The sequence below is a fragment of the Enterobacter sp. V87_3 genome, from assembly GCF_029967835.1.
GTDB classification, from domain to species: domain Bacteria; phylum Pseudomonadota; class Gammaproteobacteria; order Enterobacterales; family Enterobacteriaceae; genus Enterobacter; species Enterobacter cancerogenus.
In genome coordinates this window covers 35,424-50,854 of the sequence record NZ_JASCAM010000017.1, presented here as the reverse complement: position 1 = coordinate 50,854, position 15,431 = coordinate 35,424, and the positions used below count along the sequence as shown (strand labels likewise).

Annotated in this window: 12 protein-coding genes; 2 read left to right on the top strand and 10 right to left on the bottom strand. The window is 56.0% G+C overall.

The genetic code is table 11. The features are described 5' to 3' along the window. Positions 1-13: 13 nt before the first annotated feature. On the bottom strand, positions 14-1,921 hold the full coding sequence (gene mngA / locus QLG21_RS08270) for a PTS 2-O-a-mannosyl-D-glycerate transporter subunit IIABC (RefSeq protein ID WP_282484204.1): 1,908 nt from the start codon (positions 1,919-1,921) through the stop codon (positions 14-16). Between the two features lie 172 nt (positions 1,922-2,093). Between mngA and QLG21_RS08265 the strand changes: the two genes are divergently transcribed. After that, complete coding sequence (locus tag QLG21_RS08265) at positions 2,094-2,810, top strand: GntR family transcriptional regulator (protein ID WP_137849053.1); 717 nt, start codon at positions 2,094-2,096, stop codon at positions 2,808-2,810. A gap of 83 nt (positions 2,811-2,893) precedes the next feature. Here QLG21_RS08265 and sucD read toward each other — a convergent pair whose 3' ends face one another. The 8 genes from sucD to sdhC all read right to left on the bottom strand — a co-directional run bounded on the left by sucD (position 2,894) and on the right by sdhC (position 12,599). Continuing rightward, on the bottom strand, positions 2,894-3,763 hold the full coding sequence (gene sucD, locus QLG21_RS08260) for a succinate--CoA ligase subunit alpha (protein WP_006177198.1): 870 nt from the start codon (positions 3,761-3,763) through the stop codon (positions 2,894-2,896). Continuing rightward, positions 3,763-4,929, bottom strand: coding sequence for an ADP-forming succinate--CoA ligase subunit beta (sucC, locus tag QLG21_RS08255; RefSeq protein ID WP_058610549.1), 1,167 nt, complete (start codon positions 4,927-4,929; stop codon positions 3,763-3,765). Before sucC ends, sucD begins: the two co-directional genes overlap by 1 nt. Positions 4,930-5,043: 114 nt before the next feature. Beyond that, positions 5,044-6,270, bottom strand: coding sequence for a 2-oxoglutarate dehydrogenase complex dihydrolipoyllysine-residue succinyltransferase (odhB, locus tag QLG21_RS08250; protein WP_006177196.1), 1,227 nt, complete (start codon positions 6,268-6,270; stop codon positions 5,044-5,046). A gap of 14 nt (positions 6,271-6,284) precedes the next feature. Then, a complete protein-coding gene (gene sucA / locus QLG21_RS08245; protein WP_137849054.1) occupies positions 6,285-9,092 on the bottom strand; it encodes a 2-oxoglutarate dehydrogenase E1 component in 2,808 nt (935 codons plus the stop codon). Positions 9,093-9,355: 263 nt separating this feature from the next. Continuing rightward, a complete protein-coding gene (locus tag QLG21_RS08240) occupies positions 9,356-10,072 on the bottom strand; it encodes a succinate dehydrogenase iron-sulfur subunit (protein ID WP_058610547.1) in 717 nt (238 codons plus the stop codon). Positions 10,073-10,087: 15 nt separating this feature from the next. Further along, on the bottom strand, positions 10,088-11,854 hold the full coding sequence (sdhA, locus tag QLG21_RS08235; protein WP_006177193.1) for a succinate dehydrogenase flavoprotein subunit: 1,767 nt from the start codon (positions 11,852-11,854) through the stop codon (positions 10,088-10,090). Then, positions 11,854-12,201 (bottom strand): succinate dehydrogenase membrane anchor subunit, encoded by a 348-nt coding sequence (sdhD, locus tag QLG21_RS08230; protein WP_006177192.1) that lies wholly within the window; start codon positions 12,199-12,201, stop codon positions 11,854-11,856. The genes sdhA and sdhD overlap by 1 nt, the downstream gene beginning before the upstream one ends. After that, complete coding sequence (gene sdhC, locus QLG21_RS08225) at positions 12,195-12,599, bottom strand: succinate dehydrogenase cytochrome b556 subunit (protein ID WP_006177191.1); 405 nt, start codon at positions 12,597-12,599, stop codon at positions 12,195-12,197. The genes sdhD and sdhC overlap by 7 nt, the downstream gene beginning before the upstream one ends. Before the next feature lie 639 nt (positions 12,600-13,238). Here sdhC and QLG21_RS08220 point away from each other — a divergent pair. Beyond that, entirely contained in the window at positions 13,239-14,522 is a 1,284-nt protein-coding gene (locus tag QLG21_RS08220) for a citrate synthase (protein ID WP_006177190.1), read from the top strand. 96 nt (positions 14,523-14,618) lie between these two features. On the opposite strand, the gene nei is transcribed toward QLG21_RS08220, so the two are convergent. Next, the gene (gene nei, locus QLG21_RS08215) at positions 14,619-15,410 is read right to left on the bottom strand and encodes an endonuclease VIII (RefSeq protein ID WP_058610546.1); all 792 of its coding nucleotides are present in this window, start codon (positions 15,408-15,410) and stop codon (positions 14,619-14,621) included. Positions 15,411-15,431: the final 21 nt, after the last annotated feature.

Here is a 15,431-nt window from a genome sequence, read left to right as displayed (position 1 = left end):
TGTTTATGCGTGGTTATGACGTGACGTCTTCAACGGTGTAGTGACCCTTTTTCACTGCCTGGCGTCGCCAGAGCAGCAACACAACGGTCGAGATTGCAGTGCCCACCAGCGCTGCGCCAAACCAGCCTGCCGCAGCCATCACGCCGCCCAGTCCGGCAGGGTGCAGTAAAAAGAGGGAGAAAATGCCCGCTCCCGGCGTAGATAACCCCACGCCCATCGCCCCGACGATGGCCCCCGTTGCCATTGAGCCCAGAACAAACGAGCCAATCACCCGCAGCGGATCTTCTATCGCCATCGGGATAGCCCCTTCGGTAATCCCCGCCAGCCCGAGCAGCCAGGTGGATTTACCGGTTTCAATTTCAAAGGGTTTAAAGAGTGAGGGAGCTAACACCGTGGAGGCCGTCACGGTGAAAGCCGAGACCATTTTGACCGAGGCGAAAATGGCGTAAGGCCCATAGACGCCGTTAGCCATCGCCCCGAGACAGAACGCATAGGCTGCTTTATTGACCGGGCCGCCTAAATCAAAGGAACACATAAAGCCGAGAAGCGTGCCCAGCAACAGGGCGTTTGCCCCGGACAGGCCGTTAAGCCAGGCCGTCAGCGAGTTGTTGATCCACGCCACCGGCTCGCCAATCACAAACAGCATCAGGCTGCCCGCGCCCAGCACGCCGATAACCGGATAGAGGTAATAGGTTAAAAAACCGTTGTAGCGGTTACTAAGGCGAATGTGCTGTTTCACCCAGCGCATCAGGTAGCCGGCGATCAGACCGCCCGCGACGGCCCCCAGAAAACCGGAGCCGATCATGTTGGCGGCAAGTCCGGCAGCAAACCCCGGCGCCAGGGCTGGTTTATCGGCCAGCGAAAAGGCGGTGTAGGCGGCAAGCACCGGGACCATCAAAATCCCGAGCATGCCGCCGCCGAGCTTGCGGTACATCCACAGCCATGAGTTTTCCTGATCGAACAGATGCTGCAAGCCAAGCATTTGTGCCAGCAGCACCGCCACGGCCAGCACCGTTCCCCCGGCAACAATCAGAGGCACAGCAAACGAGATACCGCTGAGAAGCGCCTGCTTCAGCTCGGTCTTAACGCTCTTTTTTTCTGCCTGGACAGTCTGCGCAGCAGACGAAGATGACAAGGCCAGCGCGCGCTCGATTAACGCTTCGGCATGGCGCAGCGGTTCTGCCACCGGCACGGAAATAGCCGGAATGCCGTTGAATCGTTCGCTCTCCTTGACCGCCACTTCCGTCGCAAAAATACAGGCTTGCGCTTCCCGCAGTTGCTGAGCGGTAATCCGCCCCTCTATGCCGTTCGCCCCCTGCTTCTCTACCACCACATTAATGCCGAGCTTACGCCCTGCTTTTTCAAGATATTCCGCAGCCATGTAGGTATGCGCGATGCCTGCCGGACATGCTGTTACGCACACGATGGTCGGCGCATTCACCGGCGCGGCGCGCTCATCGTCCTGCGGCGCATCTTCGAGGGCGGCAATCACCGCGTCTGCCGTCTTTGCTGCCATCACCCGTGCCCGAAGGGCATCATCCGCGAGGCGGGAGGTGAGCTCGGTTAAAAGCTGTATATGCGTGGAGCCTGCCTGCGCAGGCGGGATGGCGAGCAGGAAAACCAGCTCAACCTGTTCAGGGCCGTCCACCCCTTCCCACTCCAGCGGTTCACTTAACGTTGCGACGGCAAAAGCGGCCTCTTTCACCGCGGACGATTTACCGTGGGGAACGGCCAGCCCTTCGCCCAGGGCGGTGGGGCCAAGCGATTCACGGTGGAAAACTTCCACTAAAAAGGCATCGCCATCGGTGATCTTGCCCAGCGCCACCAGCTGCGCCGTGAGCTGGTGTATGGCTTCATCGCGGCTGGCAAAGCGCTTTTGCACGCAGATTGCCTCGGGATGGGCCAGGGTCGTCAGGTCCATAAAGATCCTCACACTCATGTTGTCATTGGTGAGGATCGATTGTGGCAGACCTAACAATACATTTATGTGATCATTTTCACTAACCCTGATAATTTGTATTTAAGTTGTATTATTTACAATTTTTTGCCGGAAGGCATAATTCCCTGAAAAGGTATTGATTGGATCAATCAGAATGGGCACTAAACCGATGTACCGGCAGATAGCCGACGCGCTGCGTGAAAAAATCGCCAGCGGTGAGCTGAAGCCAGGCGATGCGCTACCGACGGAGTCAGCTCTCCAGCAGACCTTTGGCGTCAGCCGGGTTACGGTCCGGCAGGCCCTGAAGCTCCTCACCGAAGAGCACATCATCGAAAGCATTCAGGGCAGCGGCTCGTATGTGAAAGAGGAGCGCGTCAATTACGATATCTACCAGCTCACGGGCTTTTACGAGAAACTGGCCGACAGAAACATTGCCACGCACAGCGACGTCAAAATTTTTGAGGTGATAAAAGCCGATGCGTTGCTGGCCCAGAAACTGGATCTGATGCCTGAAGAGAAAGTCTGGCACGTCAAACGCGTGCGCTTTATCAAACATAAACCGGTGAATCTCGAAGAAACCTGGATGCCGCTGGCGCTGTTTGCCGATCTGACCTGGGAGGTGATGGAAAACTCCAAATATCACTATATCGAGCAGGTCAAAAAGATGGTGATCGATCGCAGCGAGCAGGAACTTGTTCCGATAATGCCATCTCAGGAGGCAATCGCCGCCCTGGCGCTCGATCCGGCAAAACCAATACTTGAAAAAGTGTCTCGCGGGTTTCTTAAAGACGGCAGGGTCTTTGAGTACAGCCGCAACGTTTTCAACAGCGATGACTACAAATTCACCCTGGTAGCAAAACGCAGGCAATAAAAAAAGGCCGCTTTTCAGCGGCCAACCATGTCGAAACGGACATTTTGTTATATCAAGCTCCCCATTCAGAGAGCAGAGAGGATTTACTTAATGATGGATTTCAGTGCTTCACCGATATCCGCCAGGCTGCGAACGGTCTTCACGCCTGCGGCTTCCAGTGCTGCGAATTTCTCGTCTGCGGTCCCTTTACCGCCGGCGATAATCGCCCCTGCGTGACCCATACGCTTGCCTTTCGGCGCAGTCACACCCGCGATATAGCCCACAACCGGTTTGGTCACGTTTTCTTTAATGTAAGCAGCCGCTTCTTCTTCCGCGCTTCCGCCGATCTCGCCGATCATCACGATCGCTTCGGTCTGCGGATCTTCCTGGAACAGCTTCAGGATGTCGATGAAGTTAGAGCCAGGGATCGGGTCACCGCCGATGCCCACGCAGGTGGACTGGCCGAAACCGTAGTCGGTGGTCTGCTTAACGGCTTCATAAGTCAGGGTACCAGAGCGGGAAACGATGCCCACTTTGCCCGGCTTGTGAATGTGGCCTGGCATGATGCCGATTTTGCACTCGCCCGGGGTGATGACGCCTGGGCAGTTCGGGCCAATCATACGCACGCCCGCTTCATCCAGCTTGACCTTCACGGTCAGCATATCCAGCGTCGGGATACCTTCGGTGATGGTGATAATCAGCTTGATACCCGCGTCGATCGCTTCCAGGATGGAGTCTTTGCAGAACGGTGCCGGAACGTAGATGACGGTCGCGGTCGCGCCCGTCGCTTCTACCGCTTCGCGCACGGTATTAAATACCGGCAGGCCCAGGTGCGTGGTGCCGCCTTTACCTGGCGTCACGCCGCCAACCATCTGCGTACCGTAGGCAATCGCCTGTTCGGAGTGGAAAGTCCCCTGGCTACCGGTGAAGCCCTGGCAGATAACCTTGGTATCTTTATTAATTAAAACTGACATTATTTCCCCTCCACTGCGGCAACAACCTGCTGAGCTGCATCCGTCAGACTTTTCGCTGCAATAATATTCAGGCCGCTGTCAGCCAGTTTTTTCGCGCCGAGTTCAGCGTTGTTACCTTCCAGACGCACAACCACTGGCACGTTAACACCCACTTCTTCCACCGCACCGATAATGCCGTCGGCAATCAGGTCGCAGCGAACAATACCGCCGAAGATGTTCACCAGAACGGCCTTCACGTTGTCGTCAGAGAGGATGATTTTGAACGCTTCGGTCACGCGCTCTTTGGTTGCGCCACCGCCCACGTCGAGGAAGTTTGCCGGTTCGCCACCGTGCAGCTTAACGATGTCCATGGTGCCCATTGCCAGGCCCGCACCGTTAACCATGCAGCCGATGTTGCCATCCAGCGCCACGTAGTTCAGTTCCCACTGTGCAGCCTGCGCTTCACGCGGATCTTCCTGAGACTGGTCGCGCATTTCGCGCAGATCGGCCTGGCGGAACAGCGCGTTGCCGTCTGCACCCAGCTTGCCATCGAGGCAGATCAGGTCGCCCTGCGTGGTGATCACCAGCGGGTTGATTTCGATCAGCGCCAGGTCGCGCTCGAGGAAGATATTCGCCAGACCCATGAAGATCTTGGTGAACTGCTGGACCAGCTTGCCTTCCAGACCCAGTTTGAACGCCAGCTCGCGTCCCTGGTAAGGCATAGGGCCTGCCAGCGGATCGATAGCCACTTTGTGGATCAGGTGCGGGGTCTCTTCCGCCACTTTTTCGATTTCCACGCCGCCTTCAGTAGACGCCATGAACACCACGCGACGGGAGCTACGGTCAACAACCGCGCCCAGGTACAGCTCTTTTGCGATATCGGTCGCAGCTTCAACCAGGATCTGGTTTACCGGCTGGCCGTTGGCATCCGTTTGGTACGTCACCAGACGCTTGCCCAGCCAGTGTTCAGCGAACGCGCGGATCTCTTCTTTGCTCTTAACAACCTTCACACCGCCCGCTTTACCACGGCCACCAGCGTGAACCTGACATTTAACTACCCACGGGCCAGCGCCAATTTTGGAAGCGGCTTCTTCTGCTTCACGCGGAGTAGTACAGGCATAACCCACCGGAGCCGGTAAGCCATACCGGGCAAACAGCTGTTTGGCCTGATATTCATGTAAGTTCATGTGTTCTATCCATCCTTCAGGGTAATCGTTATCTTTTAACCTGTAGACCGGCGCGTTCTGAGCGCCGCATGGCGCTACGCTTATCCGGCCTACAGGGCAGGTGATGCAAAACTACTACACGTCCAGCAGCAGACGCGTTGGGTCTTCCAGCAGCTCTTTAATGGCGACCAGGAAGCCCACGGACTCGCGACCGTCGATCAGACGGTGATCGTAAGAGAGTGCCAGGTACATCATCGGCAGGATCTCAACTTTACCGTCTACCGCCATAGGACGATCTTTGATGGCATGCATGCCGAGGATCGCGCTCTGTGGCGGGTTAATGATTGGGGTAGACATCAGCGAACCAAATACGCCGCCGTTGGTAATGGTGAAGTTACCGCCGGTCAGGTCGTCGACGGTCAGCTTGCCGTCACGGCCTTTCACGGCCAGCTCTTTGATTTTCTTCTCGATGTCTGCCATGCCCAGGGTGTCTACGTCGCGCAGAACCGGCGTGACCAGACCACGCGGGGTCGATACCGCCATGCTGACGTCGAAGTAGTTGTGGTAAACCACGTCGTCGCCGTCGATGGAGGCATTCACTTCCGGGTAGCGTTTCAGCGCTTCAACCACCGCCTTCACGTAGAAGGACATAAAGCCCAGACGGATACCGTGACGTTTTTCAAACGCGTCACCGTACTGCTTACGCAGGTCCATGATGGGCTTCATGTTCACTTCGTTGAAGGTGGTCAGCATCGCGGTAGAGTTTTTCGCTTCCAGCAGACGCTCGGCCACACGCTTACGCAGGCGGGTCATCGGCACGCGTTTTTCGCTACGGGCACCCAGAGCAGGCTGTGCTGCTGGTGCAGCCGCAGGCGCTTTCGCTTCTGCTTTCGCTTCAGAAGGCGCTTTCGCCAGATGCTTCTCAACGTCTTCACGGGTCAGTCGACCTCCCACGCCGGTGCCTTTGATGGCGGACGCGTCGAGAGTGTGCTCGGCCAGCAGACGACGGATCGCCGGGCTGAGCGCGTCGTTAGACTGCTCTTCCAGAGAAGCCTGCTGACGCTGCGCCGGGGTAGAGGCTTTCTCTTCCGTTTTGGCGCTCGACTCTTTGCCCGCGCTGTTGCCTTCACGCAGGCGACCGAGGATCTGGCGAGAGGTGACGGTTGTACCTTCATCTTCCAGCACTGCGTCCAGAATGCCATCCGCCGATGCCGGTACTTCCAGTACCACTTTGTCAGTTTCGATTTCTACCAGCACTTCATCACGCTTAACGCTATCGCCCGGTTTTTTATGCCAGGTGGCAACAGTCGCATCTGCTACGGATTCAGGCAGGTCGGGAACAAGAATATCTACGCTACTCATTATGTATCCTTTAATTAATCGACGTTCAGCGCGTCATTGACCAGATCTTGTTGCTGCTTCTGGTGAACGGACATATACCCTACCGCCGGAGAGGCGGAGGCCGGGCGACCTGCGTAACGCAGGGCAGACCCAAATGGAATCACTTCACGGAAATGATGCTGGCTGCAGTACCATGCGCCCTGGTTGAGCGGCTCTTCCTGGCACCAGACAAAATCATGGACGTGAGCATACTGTTTCAGCACTTCCTGCATCGCCTGATGCGGGAACGGATAAAGCTGTTCGATACGCACGATGGCGACATCTTTCTGATCGTTCTTGCGGCGCTGTTCCAGCAGGTCGTAATAAACCTTACCAGAACACATCACAACGCGCTTCACGCCCTTCGGATCCAGTTCGTCAATTTCACCGATGGCCGGCAAGAAGGTGCCGTTCGCCAGTTCGTCGAGGCTGGACACCGCCAGCGGATGACGCAGCAGCGATTTCGGCGACATCACCACCAGTGGACGGCGCATACCGCGCAGCGCCTGACGACGCAGCATGTGGTAAACCTGAGCCGGGGTCGATGGTACGCAGACCTGCATGTTCTGCTCGGCGCAGAGCTGCAGATAACGCTCCAGACGCGCGGAGGAGTGCTCCGGTCCCTGCCCTTCGTAACCGTGTGGCAGCAGCATCACCAGGCCACACATACGGCCCCACTTCTGTTCGCCAGAAGAGATGAACTGGTCGATAACCACTTGCGCACCGTTGGCGAAGTCACCGAACTGCGCTTCCCAGATGGTCAGGGTGCGAGGTTCTGCGGTCGCGTAACCGTACTCGAATGCCAGAACCGCTTCTTCAGACAGCACGGAGTCCCAGACCCGGAACGGGCCCTGACCGTTATGCACGTGCTGCAGCGGGGTATAGGTTGAACCGTTGGTCTGGTTATGCACAACCGCATGACGGTGGAAGAAGGTACCGCGACCCGCATCCTCACCGGAGAGACGAACAGGGATCCCCTCGTCAACCAGCGTGGCATAGGCCAGCGTTTCCGCTCCGCCCCAGTCGAACAGCTTCTCACCTGCCGCCATGGACTGGCGATCGCCATAGATTTTTGCCACGCGAGACTGCATCTCGATAGCGTCAGGCACGGTGCTGATGCGTTTAGCCAACTCCTGCAGGCGCTTCATCTCGACCTTGTTCGGGTAGCTCTCATCCCACTCGTGGTTGAGGTACGGCGACCAGGTAAAGGAGTGCATGTTCATCGGACGCAGCTCTTTCACAACGCATTCACCTGCATCCAGCGCGTCACGGTAAAGATTGACCAACTCGGTCGCATCTTCCAGCGTCGCCACTTTTTCGGCTTCAAGCCGGTCGGCATAGATTTTGCGCGGTGTCGGGTGTTTTTTGATTTTCTGGTACATCAACGGCTGGGTTGCGCTTGGCTCGTCAGCTTCGTTGTGGCCGTGACGGCGGTAGCAGAACAGGTCGATCAGCACGTCGCGTTTGAAGGTATTACGGTAGTCCAGCGCCAGACGGGTGACGAAGGCCACTGCTTCCGGATCGTCCGCGTTGACGTGGAAGATTGGCGCCTGCACCATCTTACCGATGTCGGTACAGTACGGCGTAGAACGCGCATCCAGCGGGTTAGAGGTAGTGAAGCCCACCTGGTTGTTGATCACGATGCGAACGGTACCGCCCACTTCGTAACCCCGCGCTTTGGACATGTTCAGGGTCTCCTGAACCACGCCCTGACCGGTAATCGCCGCATCACCGTGAATGGTAATCGGCAGCACTTTATTGCTGCTCGGCTCGTCAAGACGATCCAGACGCGCGCGCACCGAACCAATGACGACCGGGCTTACGATTTCGAGGTGCGACGGGTTAAACGCCAGCGCCAGGTGAACCTGACCGCCTTCGGTTTCGATATCTGACGAGAAGCCCATGTGGTACTTCACGTCACCGGTGCCGAGATGTTCTTTGTGTTTACCCGCAAATTCGTCGAACAGGTCCTGAGGCTTTTTGCCCAGCACGTTGACCAGCACGTTCAGACGACCACGGTGCGCCATGCCCAGCACCACTTCACGGGTGCCGCTCTTGCCCGCATGGCGGATCAGCTCTTTGAGCATCGGGACTAACGCATCGCCGCCTTCCAGCGAGAAGCGTTTTGCGCCCGGGAATTTCGCGCCCAGATAGCGCTCAAGCCCTTCTGCTGCGGTCAACTCACCCAGGAAGCGCTTTTTCTCTTCATGAGAAAAGGTGGCGTGCCCCGCCACGGATTCGATACGCTGCTGGATCCAGCGCTTCTCTTCGGTGGAGGTAATGTGCATATATTCCGCGCCGATGGAGCCGCAGTAAGTCTGCTTGAGCGCGTCAATCAACTCGCCCAGCTTCATCGTGTCTTTGCCGATGGCAAACGAACCTACGTTAAAGGTTTCCTGGAAATCGGCCTCGGTCAGATCGTGGAAGGCCGGATCGAGATCCGCCACACGTTCTTGCTGCCACAGTCCCAGCGGATCGAGATTCGCATGCTGGTGACCACGGAAGCGATAAGCGTTAATAAGCTGCAGGACTTTAACCTGCTTCGCATTGGTGTCAGGGTCGGAAATCGCAGAAGAGTAACGTGAGGCATCCTTCGCCAGACGACGGAAATAATCACGTGTTTTGGAATGGAATTGATCCGGTTTGACCCCTGTACCAGGCAACTGCTGGAACATGGAACGCCAGTTTGCGTCCACTGAGTCAGGATCGGTTAAGAAGTCTTCATAGAGCTGTTCTATCCAGCTCTGGTTTGCACCAGAGAGGTAAGAAGAGTCCAGCCAGGCTTTCATTGCGCCGTTCTGCATCGTGATCCCTTAAGCATTTTATGCTTACTTTCGCCGTAGAAACTACCACGTACAACACGTACGTGCCGGGGTTCACCTGCGAGCTCTTTCTGGCCCGCGAAGGAACCTTTAGAAACTGTCTTAAGGGTTTCCCCTCACCCCGACCCTCTCCCACAGGAGAGGGGGAATGTCGTCGGCAGTTTTTAAAGATTTCCTGCAATCTATTCCCTCTCCCTTGGGGAGAGGGTTAGGGTGAGGGGAACAGCGCCCCCTCTTATTACTTCTTACGCACTGCGCTGCAGCAGCATCGACTTAATATGGCCGATGGCGCGCGTCGGGTTCAGCCCCTTAGGACACACACTGACGCAGTTCATGATGCTATGGCAGCGGAATACGCTGAAAGCGTCACTTAATCCTTCCAGACGGTTATCGGTTTCGGTGTCGCGGCTATCGATCAGGAAGCGATAGGCAGCCAGCAGACCGGCCGGGCCGATAAATTTGTCCGGGTTCCACCAGAACGATGGGCACGACGTCGAGCAACATGCACAGAGAATACACTCATACAATCCATCGAGTTTTTCACGCTGCTCGGGTGACTGTAAGTGCTCACGAGCAGGAGGATTTTGCCCATTATTCAACAAGTAAGGCTTAATCTTCTCATATTGTGCATAGAATTGCCCCATGTCTACCACCAAATCGCGCACGACCGGCAGGCCTGGCAGAGGACGGATAACAATTTTCTGACCAGGACGCTGCAACGCTGAAATTGGCGTAATACAGGCCAGGCCATTTTTTCCGTTCATGTTCACGCCATCGGAGCCACACACCCCCTCACGGCAGGAACGGCGGAACGACAGTGTCGGATCTTTTTCTTTCAGCTGCATTAAGGCATCCAGCAGCATCATGTCACGACCTTCTTCCGCGTCCAGGGTGTAATCCTGCATACGCGGCGCATCGTCTACATCCGGGTTATAACGATAAACTGAGAATTCGAGTTTCATTGTCCTGTCTCCGCATTAATAAGTACGAATCTTCGGCGGGAACGCCGGACGCAGTTTCGGTTCCATGTTAACGCTACGACGCGTCATGGTTTCCGACTCTGGCAGATACAGGGAATGGCACAGCCAGTTTTCGTCATCACGATCCGGGAAGTCGAAGCGGCTATGCGCGCCACGGCTTTCGGTACGGAAGTTTGCCGACACCGCAGTGGCGTAGGCCGTTTCCATCAGGTTATCCAGCTCCAGACACTCTACGCGCTGGGTATTGAACTCGCTGGAGGTATCATCCAGACGGGCATTTTTCAGACGCTCGCGGATCGCTTTCAGCTGCTCAAGGCCTTTCGCCATCGCGTCGCCTTCACGGAATACCGAGAAGTTGTGCTGCATACATTCCTGCAGCGCTTTACGGATTTCCACCGGATCTTCGCCGTTACGGTTGCCGTTCCAGCGGTTGAGGCGCTCGAGGGAGGCATCGATTTCAGCGTCGGTGGCGTCAAGCAGGTCGCCCTGCTCGGCAATGGATTCCTGCAGATGCAGGCCCACCGCACGGCCAAACACCACCAGGTCCAGCAGGGAGTTGCCGCCCAGACGGTTAGCACCGTGTACCGATACGCAGGCGATTTCGCCGACGGCAAACAGGCCAGGAATCACCACGTCTTCGCCCTGCTCGTTCACGGTCAGCGCCTGACCGGTCACTTTGGTCGGAATGCCGCCCATCATGTAGTGGCAGGTTGGGATAACCGGGATAGGTTCTTTAACCGGGTCAACGTGGGCGAAGGTGCGGGACAGCTCCAGAATGCCCGGCAGGCGGGATTCCAGTACCTCTTTACCCAGGTGGTCGAGCTTCAGCTTCGCGTGTGGACCCCATGGGCCATCGCAGCCGCGGCCTTCGCGGATTTCGATCATGATGGAACGCGCCACCACGTCACGACCCGCCAGGTCTTTCGCATTCGGGGCATAACGCTCCATGAAGCGCTCGCCGTGTTTGTTCAGCAGGTAGCCACCTTCACCACGGCAGCCTTCCGTCACCAGAACCCCCGCGCCGGCGATACCGGTTGGGTGGAACTGCCACATCTCCATATCCTGCACCGGCACGCCCGCGCGGATAGCCATCCCCACGCCGTCACCGGTGTTGATGTGGGCGTTGGTGGTTGACTGATAAATACGCCCTGCACCGCCGGTAGCCAGCACGGTTGCACGCGCTTTAAAGTAGACGACCTCACCGGTCTCGATGCACAGAGCGGTACAGCCCACGACTGCGCCATCGGCATTTTTCACCAGATCCAGCGCATACCACTCAGAGAAGATGGTGGTGTGGTTTTTCAGGTTTTGCTGATACAGAGTGTGCAGCAGCGCGTGGCCGGTACGGTCCGCCGCCGCTGCGGTACGTGCCGCCTGCTCGCCGCCGAAATCTTTCGACTGGCCGCCAAACGGACGTTGATAGATGGTGCCATTTTCCAGACGGGAGAACGGCAGGCCCATGTGGTCCAGCTCCAGAATCGCTTCCGGGCCGGTTTTACACATATATTCGATGGCATCCTGGTCACCGATGTAGTCGGAACCTTTTACCGTGTCGTACATGTGCCATTCCCAGTTATCTTCATGGGTATTACCAAGCGCCACGGTGATACCACCCTGGGCTGATACGGTATGGGAACGGGTCGGGAACACTTTAGAGAGCAGCGCACAGGTCTGGCCGCTCTGGGAAATTTGCAGCGCTGCGCGCATACCTGCGCCACCAGCACCAATCACGACAGCATCAAATTCTCTGACTGGCAGTTTCATTACACACCCCACACCACAACGAATCCATAAATAACGTAAACCACCAGTGCAACGACAATTGCCAGCTGCAGAGGGAGGCGAATGGCCAGAGGTTTAACGTAATCGGTCAACACCTGCCACATGCCAATCCAGGCATGGATAAGGATGGAGAACAGCGCCAGCAGGGTAAACACTTTGGTGAAGGCCGATCCGAAGAAACCACTCCAGAGCTCCCACGTCAGCGTGCCGCTGGTCGCGAAGAAACCGATCATATAGATGATGTAAAGCGTGAGGACGATGGCGGTAGCGCGGACCAGAATGAAGTCATGTACGCCGTTGCGTCCTAATGCGGAGGCGTTGCTTACCATACGAGAACTCCTGCAAGAATTGAAAGCACGACAGTCAATACAAATGAAATGTTAGCGGAGCGTTTCCCGGCCTCGAAGGTCTCTTCCAGATAGCCGAAATCCATCAGCATATGGCGTACGCCGCCTACGACGTGGTATGCCAGCGCGGTCAGAATGCCCCACATGATAAATTTCACGAAGAAGCTGTTCATAATGGCGGAGGCCTGGAGGAATCCTTCAGGAGACGAGAGGCTGGTTCCCAGTAGCCACAGCAAAATACCGACCGCCACAAACGTAATCACACCGGATACGCGGTGCAGAATGGACGCTATTGCTGTTACAGGGAATCGGATCGTTTTGAGATCCAGATTGACAGGTCTTTGTTTTTTCACGTTTCTTATCATGAATAACGCCCACATGCTGTTCTTATTGTTTCCTTCCTCCGGACTGCGATGCGGGTCAGACAGCGTTCCTTTTCTATAACTGCGCGTCATGCAAAACATTGCTTCCAAATGCTAAAACGACACGTTACAACGCTGGGTGGCTCGGGATTGCAGGGTGTTCCGGAGACCTGGCGGCAGTATAGGCCGTTCACAAAATCATTACAATTAACCTACATACAGTTTGTCGGGTTTTCTCTGGAACAGTGATCCGGGTCACGATAACAACATCTTTTTAATTTTTAATCATCTGATTTGACAAATGTTAAACAATATTGTTACAAACGTCATCAGAAAAGGCATATAATGCGCAAAAGTTATGAGGTCTCTCTTTCACCTGACAAATAGTTATGTAACAGTGTGATGGTATTGACCGAAGTTATCAGGACAGTTATTAGTGGTATACAGGTTTGAATAATTCGGACCGCTGAAACACTGATTTGCTGTTATTTCACTGATATTTCATTCGTTTACCTGCAAGGCGCCATAGCTCTGTACCCTGGTTATGCCTCGTGAGCTGAGCGGTAAGCCAAATAACAATCTGGTAACGGTGATTAACAGCTGAAGGCAAATCCGGTGAACAGCAGTCTTAAGCATAAGGCGCTAAGGAGACCGTAAATGGCTGATACAAAGGCAAAGCTCACCCTCGGGGGTGATACTGCTATTGAACTGGATGTGCTAAAAGGCACGCTCGGTCAGGATGTTATTGATATCCGTACGCTGGGTTCGAAAGGTGTTTTCACCTTTGACCCTGGATTTACCTCTACCGCATCTTGCGAATCCAAAATCACCTTCATCGACGGTGACGAAGGCATCCTGCTCCATCGCGGCTTCCCCATCGATCAGTTAGCCACCGAATCCAACTATCTGGAAGTGTGCTACATCCTGCTGAACGGCGAAAAGCCGACCCAGGCGGAATACGATGAATTCCGGACCACCGTTACCCGTCACACCATGATCCACGAGCAGATTACCCGTCTGTTCCATGCGTTCCGTCGTGACTCTCACCCGATGGCGGTAATGTGCGGGATCACCGGTGCGCTGGCCGCGTTCTATCACGATTCCCTCGACGTGAATAACCCACGTCACCGTGATATCGCCGCGTTCCGCCTGCTGTCCAAAATGCCGACCATGGCGGCGATGTGCTACAAATATTCTATCGGCCAGCCGTTTGTTTATCCGCGTAATGACCTCTCCTACGCTGGTAACTTCCTGCGCATGATGTTCTCCACGCCGTGCGAAGAGTACGAAGTGAACCCGGTGCTGGAACGCGCCATGGACCGTATTCTGATCTTGCACGCTGACCACGAACAGAACGCCTCTACCTCTACCGTCCGTACCGCAGGCTCTTCAGGCGCGAACCCGTTCGCCTGTATCGCTGCGGGTATCGCCTCCCTGTGGGGACCGGCGCATGGCGGCGCGAACGAAGCGGCGCTCAAGATGCTGGAAGAGATCAGCTCCGTTGAGCACATTCCTGAGTTCGTGCGTCGCGCGAAAGACAAGAATGACTCCTTCCGTCTGATGGGCTTCGGTCACCGCGTGTACAAAAACTATGACCCGCGCGCCACCGTGATGCGTGAAACCTGCCACGAAGTGCTGAAAGAACTGGGTACCAAAGATGACCTGCTGGAAGTGGCGATGGAGCTGGAACACATCGCGCTGAACGACCCGTACTTCATCGAGAAGAAACTCTACCCGAACGTCGACTTCTACTCCGGTATCATCCTGAAAGCGATGGGTATTCCGTCTTCCATGTTCACCGTGATCTTCGCGATGGCGCGTACCGTAGGCTGGATTGCGCACTGGAACGAAATGCACAGCGAAGGCATGAAAATCGCCCGTCCTCGTCAGCTGTATACCGGCTACGAGCAGCGTGATTTTAAGTCTGATATTAAGCGCTAACAACGTTGGGTGCGGCCTGATGCCCTCACCCCGGCCCTCTCCCACAGGGAGAGGGTGAAAACATTAAAAACGGCAACTTTCGTTGCCGTTTTGCTTTTACCTCTGGCACCCCGGACACCAGTAAAACGGTCTGGACGAGAGCGTTGTCTTTTCAATTATCCCGCCGCAGCGTTCGCACTTTTTCCCCGCCCGATGAAACACCCTGAACCGGAACAGCGCCCCGTGGTGCTTTTTATCATCCACCCTGCCTCGCGTGTTGTAGGACAGACGCGGTATCTCCAGCAGCGCGTGGGACAGGGCGTCCAGCTGCGCGTCGCTCAGCTGCGAGGCTTTATGCTGCGCCGCCAGCCCAACGTCCCACAGAATTTCCACCCGCAGATAATTTCCTAACCCCGCCAGAAACGCCTGATCGAGGAATAAGCCGGAGAACTGCCGGTTGCGGAATTTGGGCGATAACAGCCGGGCTTTCACGTCGCTGGCCGTCAGGCGCATATCCAGCACGTCCGGCCCCACGCGTTGCAGGAACGGGTGCGTAAGCAACTGCTCCGGCGTTAACATGTCGATATCCGACGCGCTGTAAAGCAGAACGGCTTTATCTGCCGTTTGCAGCCTGACGCGCAGCACGCGGGTGGTTTCTGGCTGTTCGTCGGCATTCACCACGCGCCATACGCCGTATAGCTGGTTATGGCTATATAACGTCAGGTTATGGGAGAAATGCGTCAGCAATGCCTTGCCGCGCGTGTCGATGTGGGTCACCGTCTGGCCCACCAGCATTGATTCATATTTTTTGAGTTGCGGAAAAGCAAACCAGACACGGGTCAGGGGTTTGCCTTTTATCGCCGCCTCCAGGTTATCCGCCGCGCGGCGGATCTCCGGACCTTCTGGCATGGTGTTGTCCTTATTGCGATG

What these genes read in the sequence shown, in the direction of transcription:
- sucD (WP_006177198.1), bottom strand. Translation starts at nt 3,763, where the DNA reads ATGTCAGTTTTAATTAATAAAGATACCAAGGTTATCTGCCAGGGCTTC.
- QLG21_RS08265 (WP_137849053.1), top strand. Translation starts at nt 2,094, where the DNA reads ATGGGCACTAAACCGATGTACCGGCAGATAGCCGACGCGCTGCGTGAA.
- sucC (WP_058610549.1), bottom strand. Translation starts at nt 4,929, where the DNA reads ATGAACTTACATGAATATCAGGCCAAACAGCTGTTTGCCCGGTATGGC.
- QLG21_RS08240 (WP_058610547.1), bottom strand. Translation starts at nt 10,072, where the DNA reads ATGAAACTCGAATTCTCAGTTTATCGTTATAACCCGGATGTAGACGAT.
- nei (WP_058610546.1), bottom strand. Translation starts at nt 15,410, where the DNA reads ATGCCAGAAGGTCCGGAGATCCGCCGCGCGGCGGATAACCTGGAGGCG.
- sdhD (WP_006177192.1), bottom strand. Translation starts at nt 12,201, where the DNA reads ATGGTAAGCAACGCCTCCGCATTAGGACGCAACGGCGTACATGACTTC.
- sdhA (WP_006177193.1), bottom strand. Translation starts at nt 11,854, where the DNA reads ATGAAACTGCCAGTCAGAGAATTTGATGCTGTCGTGATTGGTGCTGGT.
- odhB (WP_006177196.1), bottom strand. Translation starts at nt 6,270, where the DNA reads ATGAGTAGCGTAGATATTCTTGTTCCCGACCTGCCTGAATCCGTAGCA.
- sucA (WP_137849054.1), bottom strand. Translation starts at nt 9,092, where the DNA reads ATGCAGAACGGCGCAATGAAAGCCTGGCTGGACTCTTCTTACCTCTCT.
- QLG21_RS08220 (WP_006177190.1), top strand. Translation starts at nt 13,239, where the DNA reads ATGGCTGATACAAAGGCAAAGCTCACCCTCGGGGGTGATACTGCTATT.
- sdhC (WP_006177191.1), bottom strand. Translation starts at nt 12,599, where the DNA reads ATGTGGGCGTTATTCATGATAAGAAACGTGAAAAAACAAAGACCTGTC.
- mngA (WP_282484204.1), bottom strand. Translation starts at nt 1,921, where the DNA reads ATGGACCTGACGACCCTGGCCCATCCCGAGGCAATCTGCGTGCAAAAG.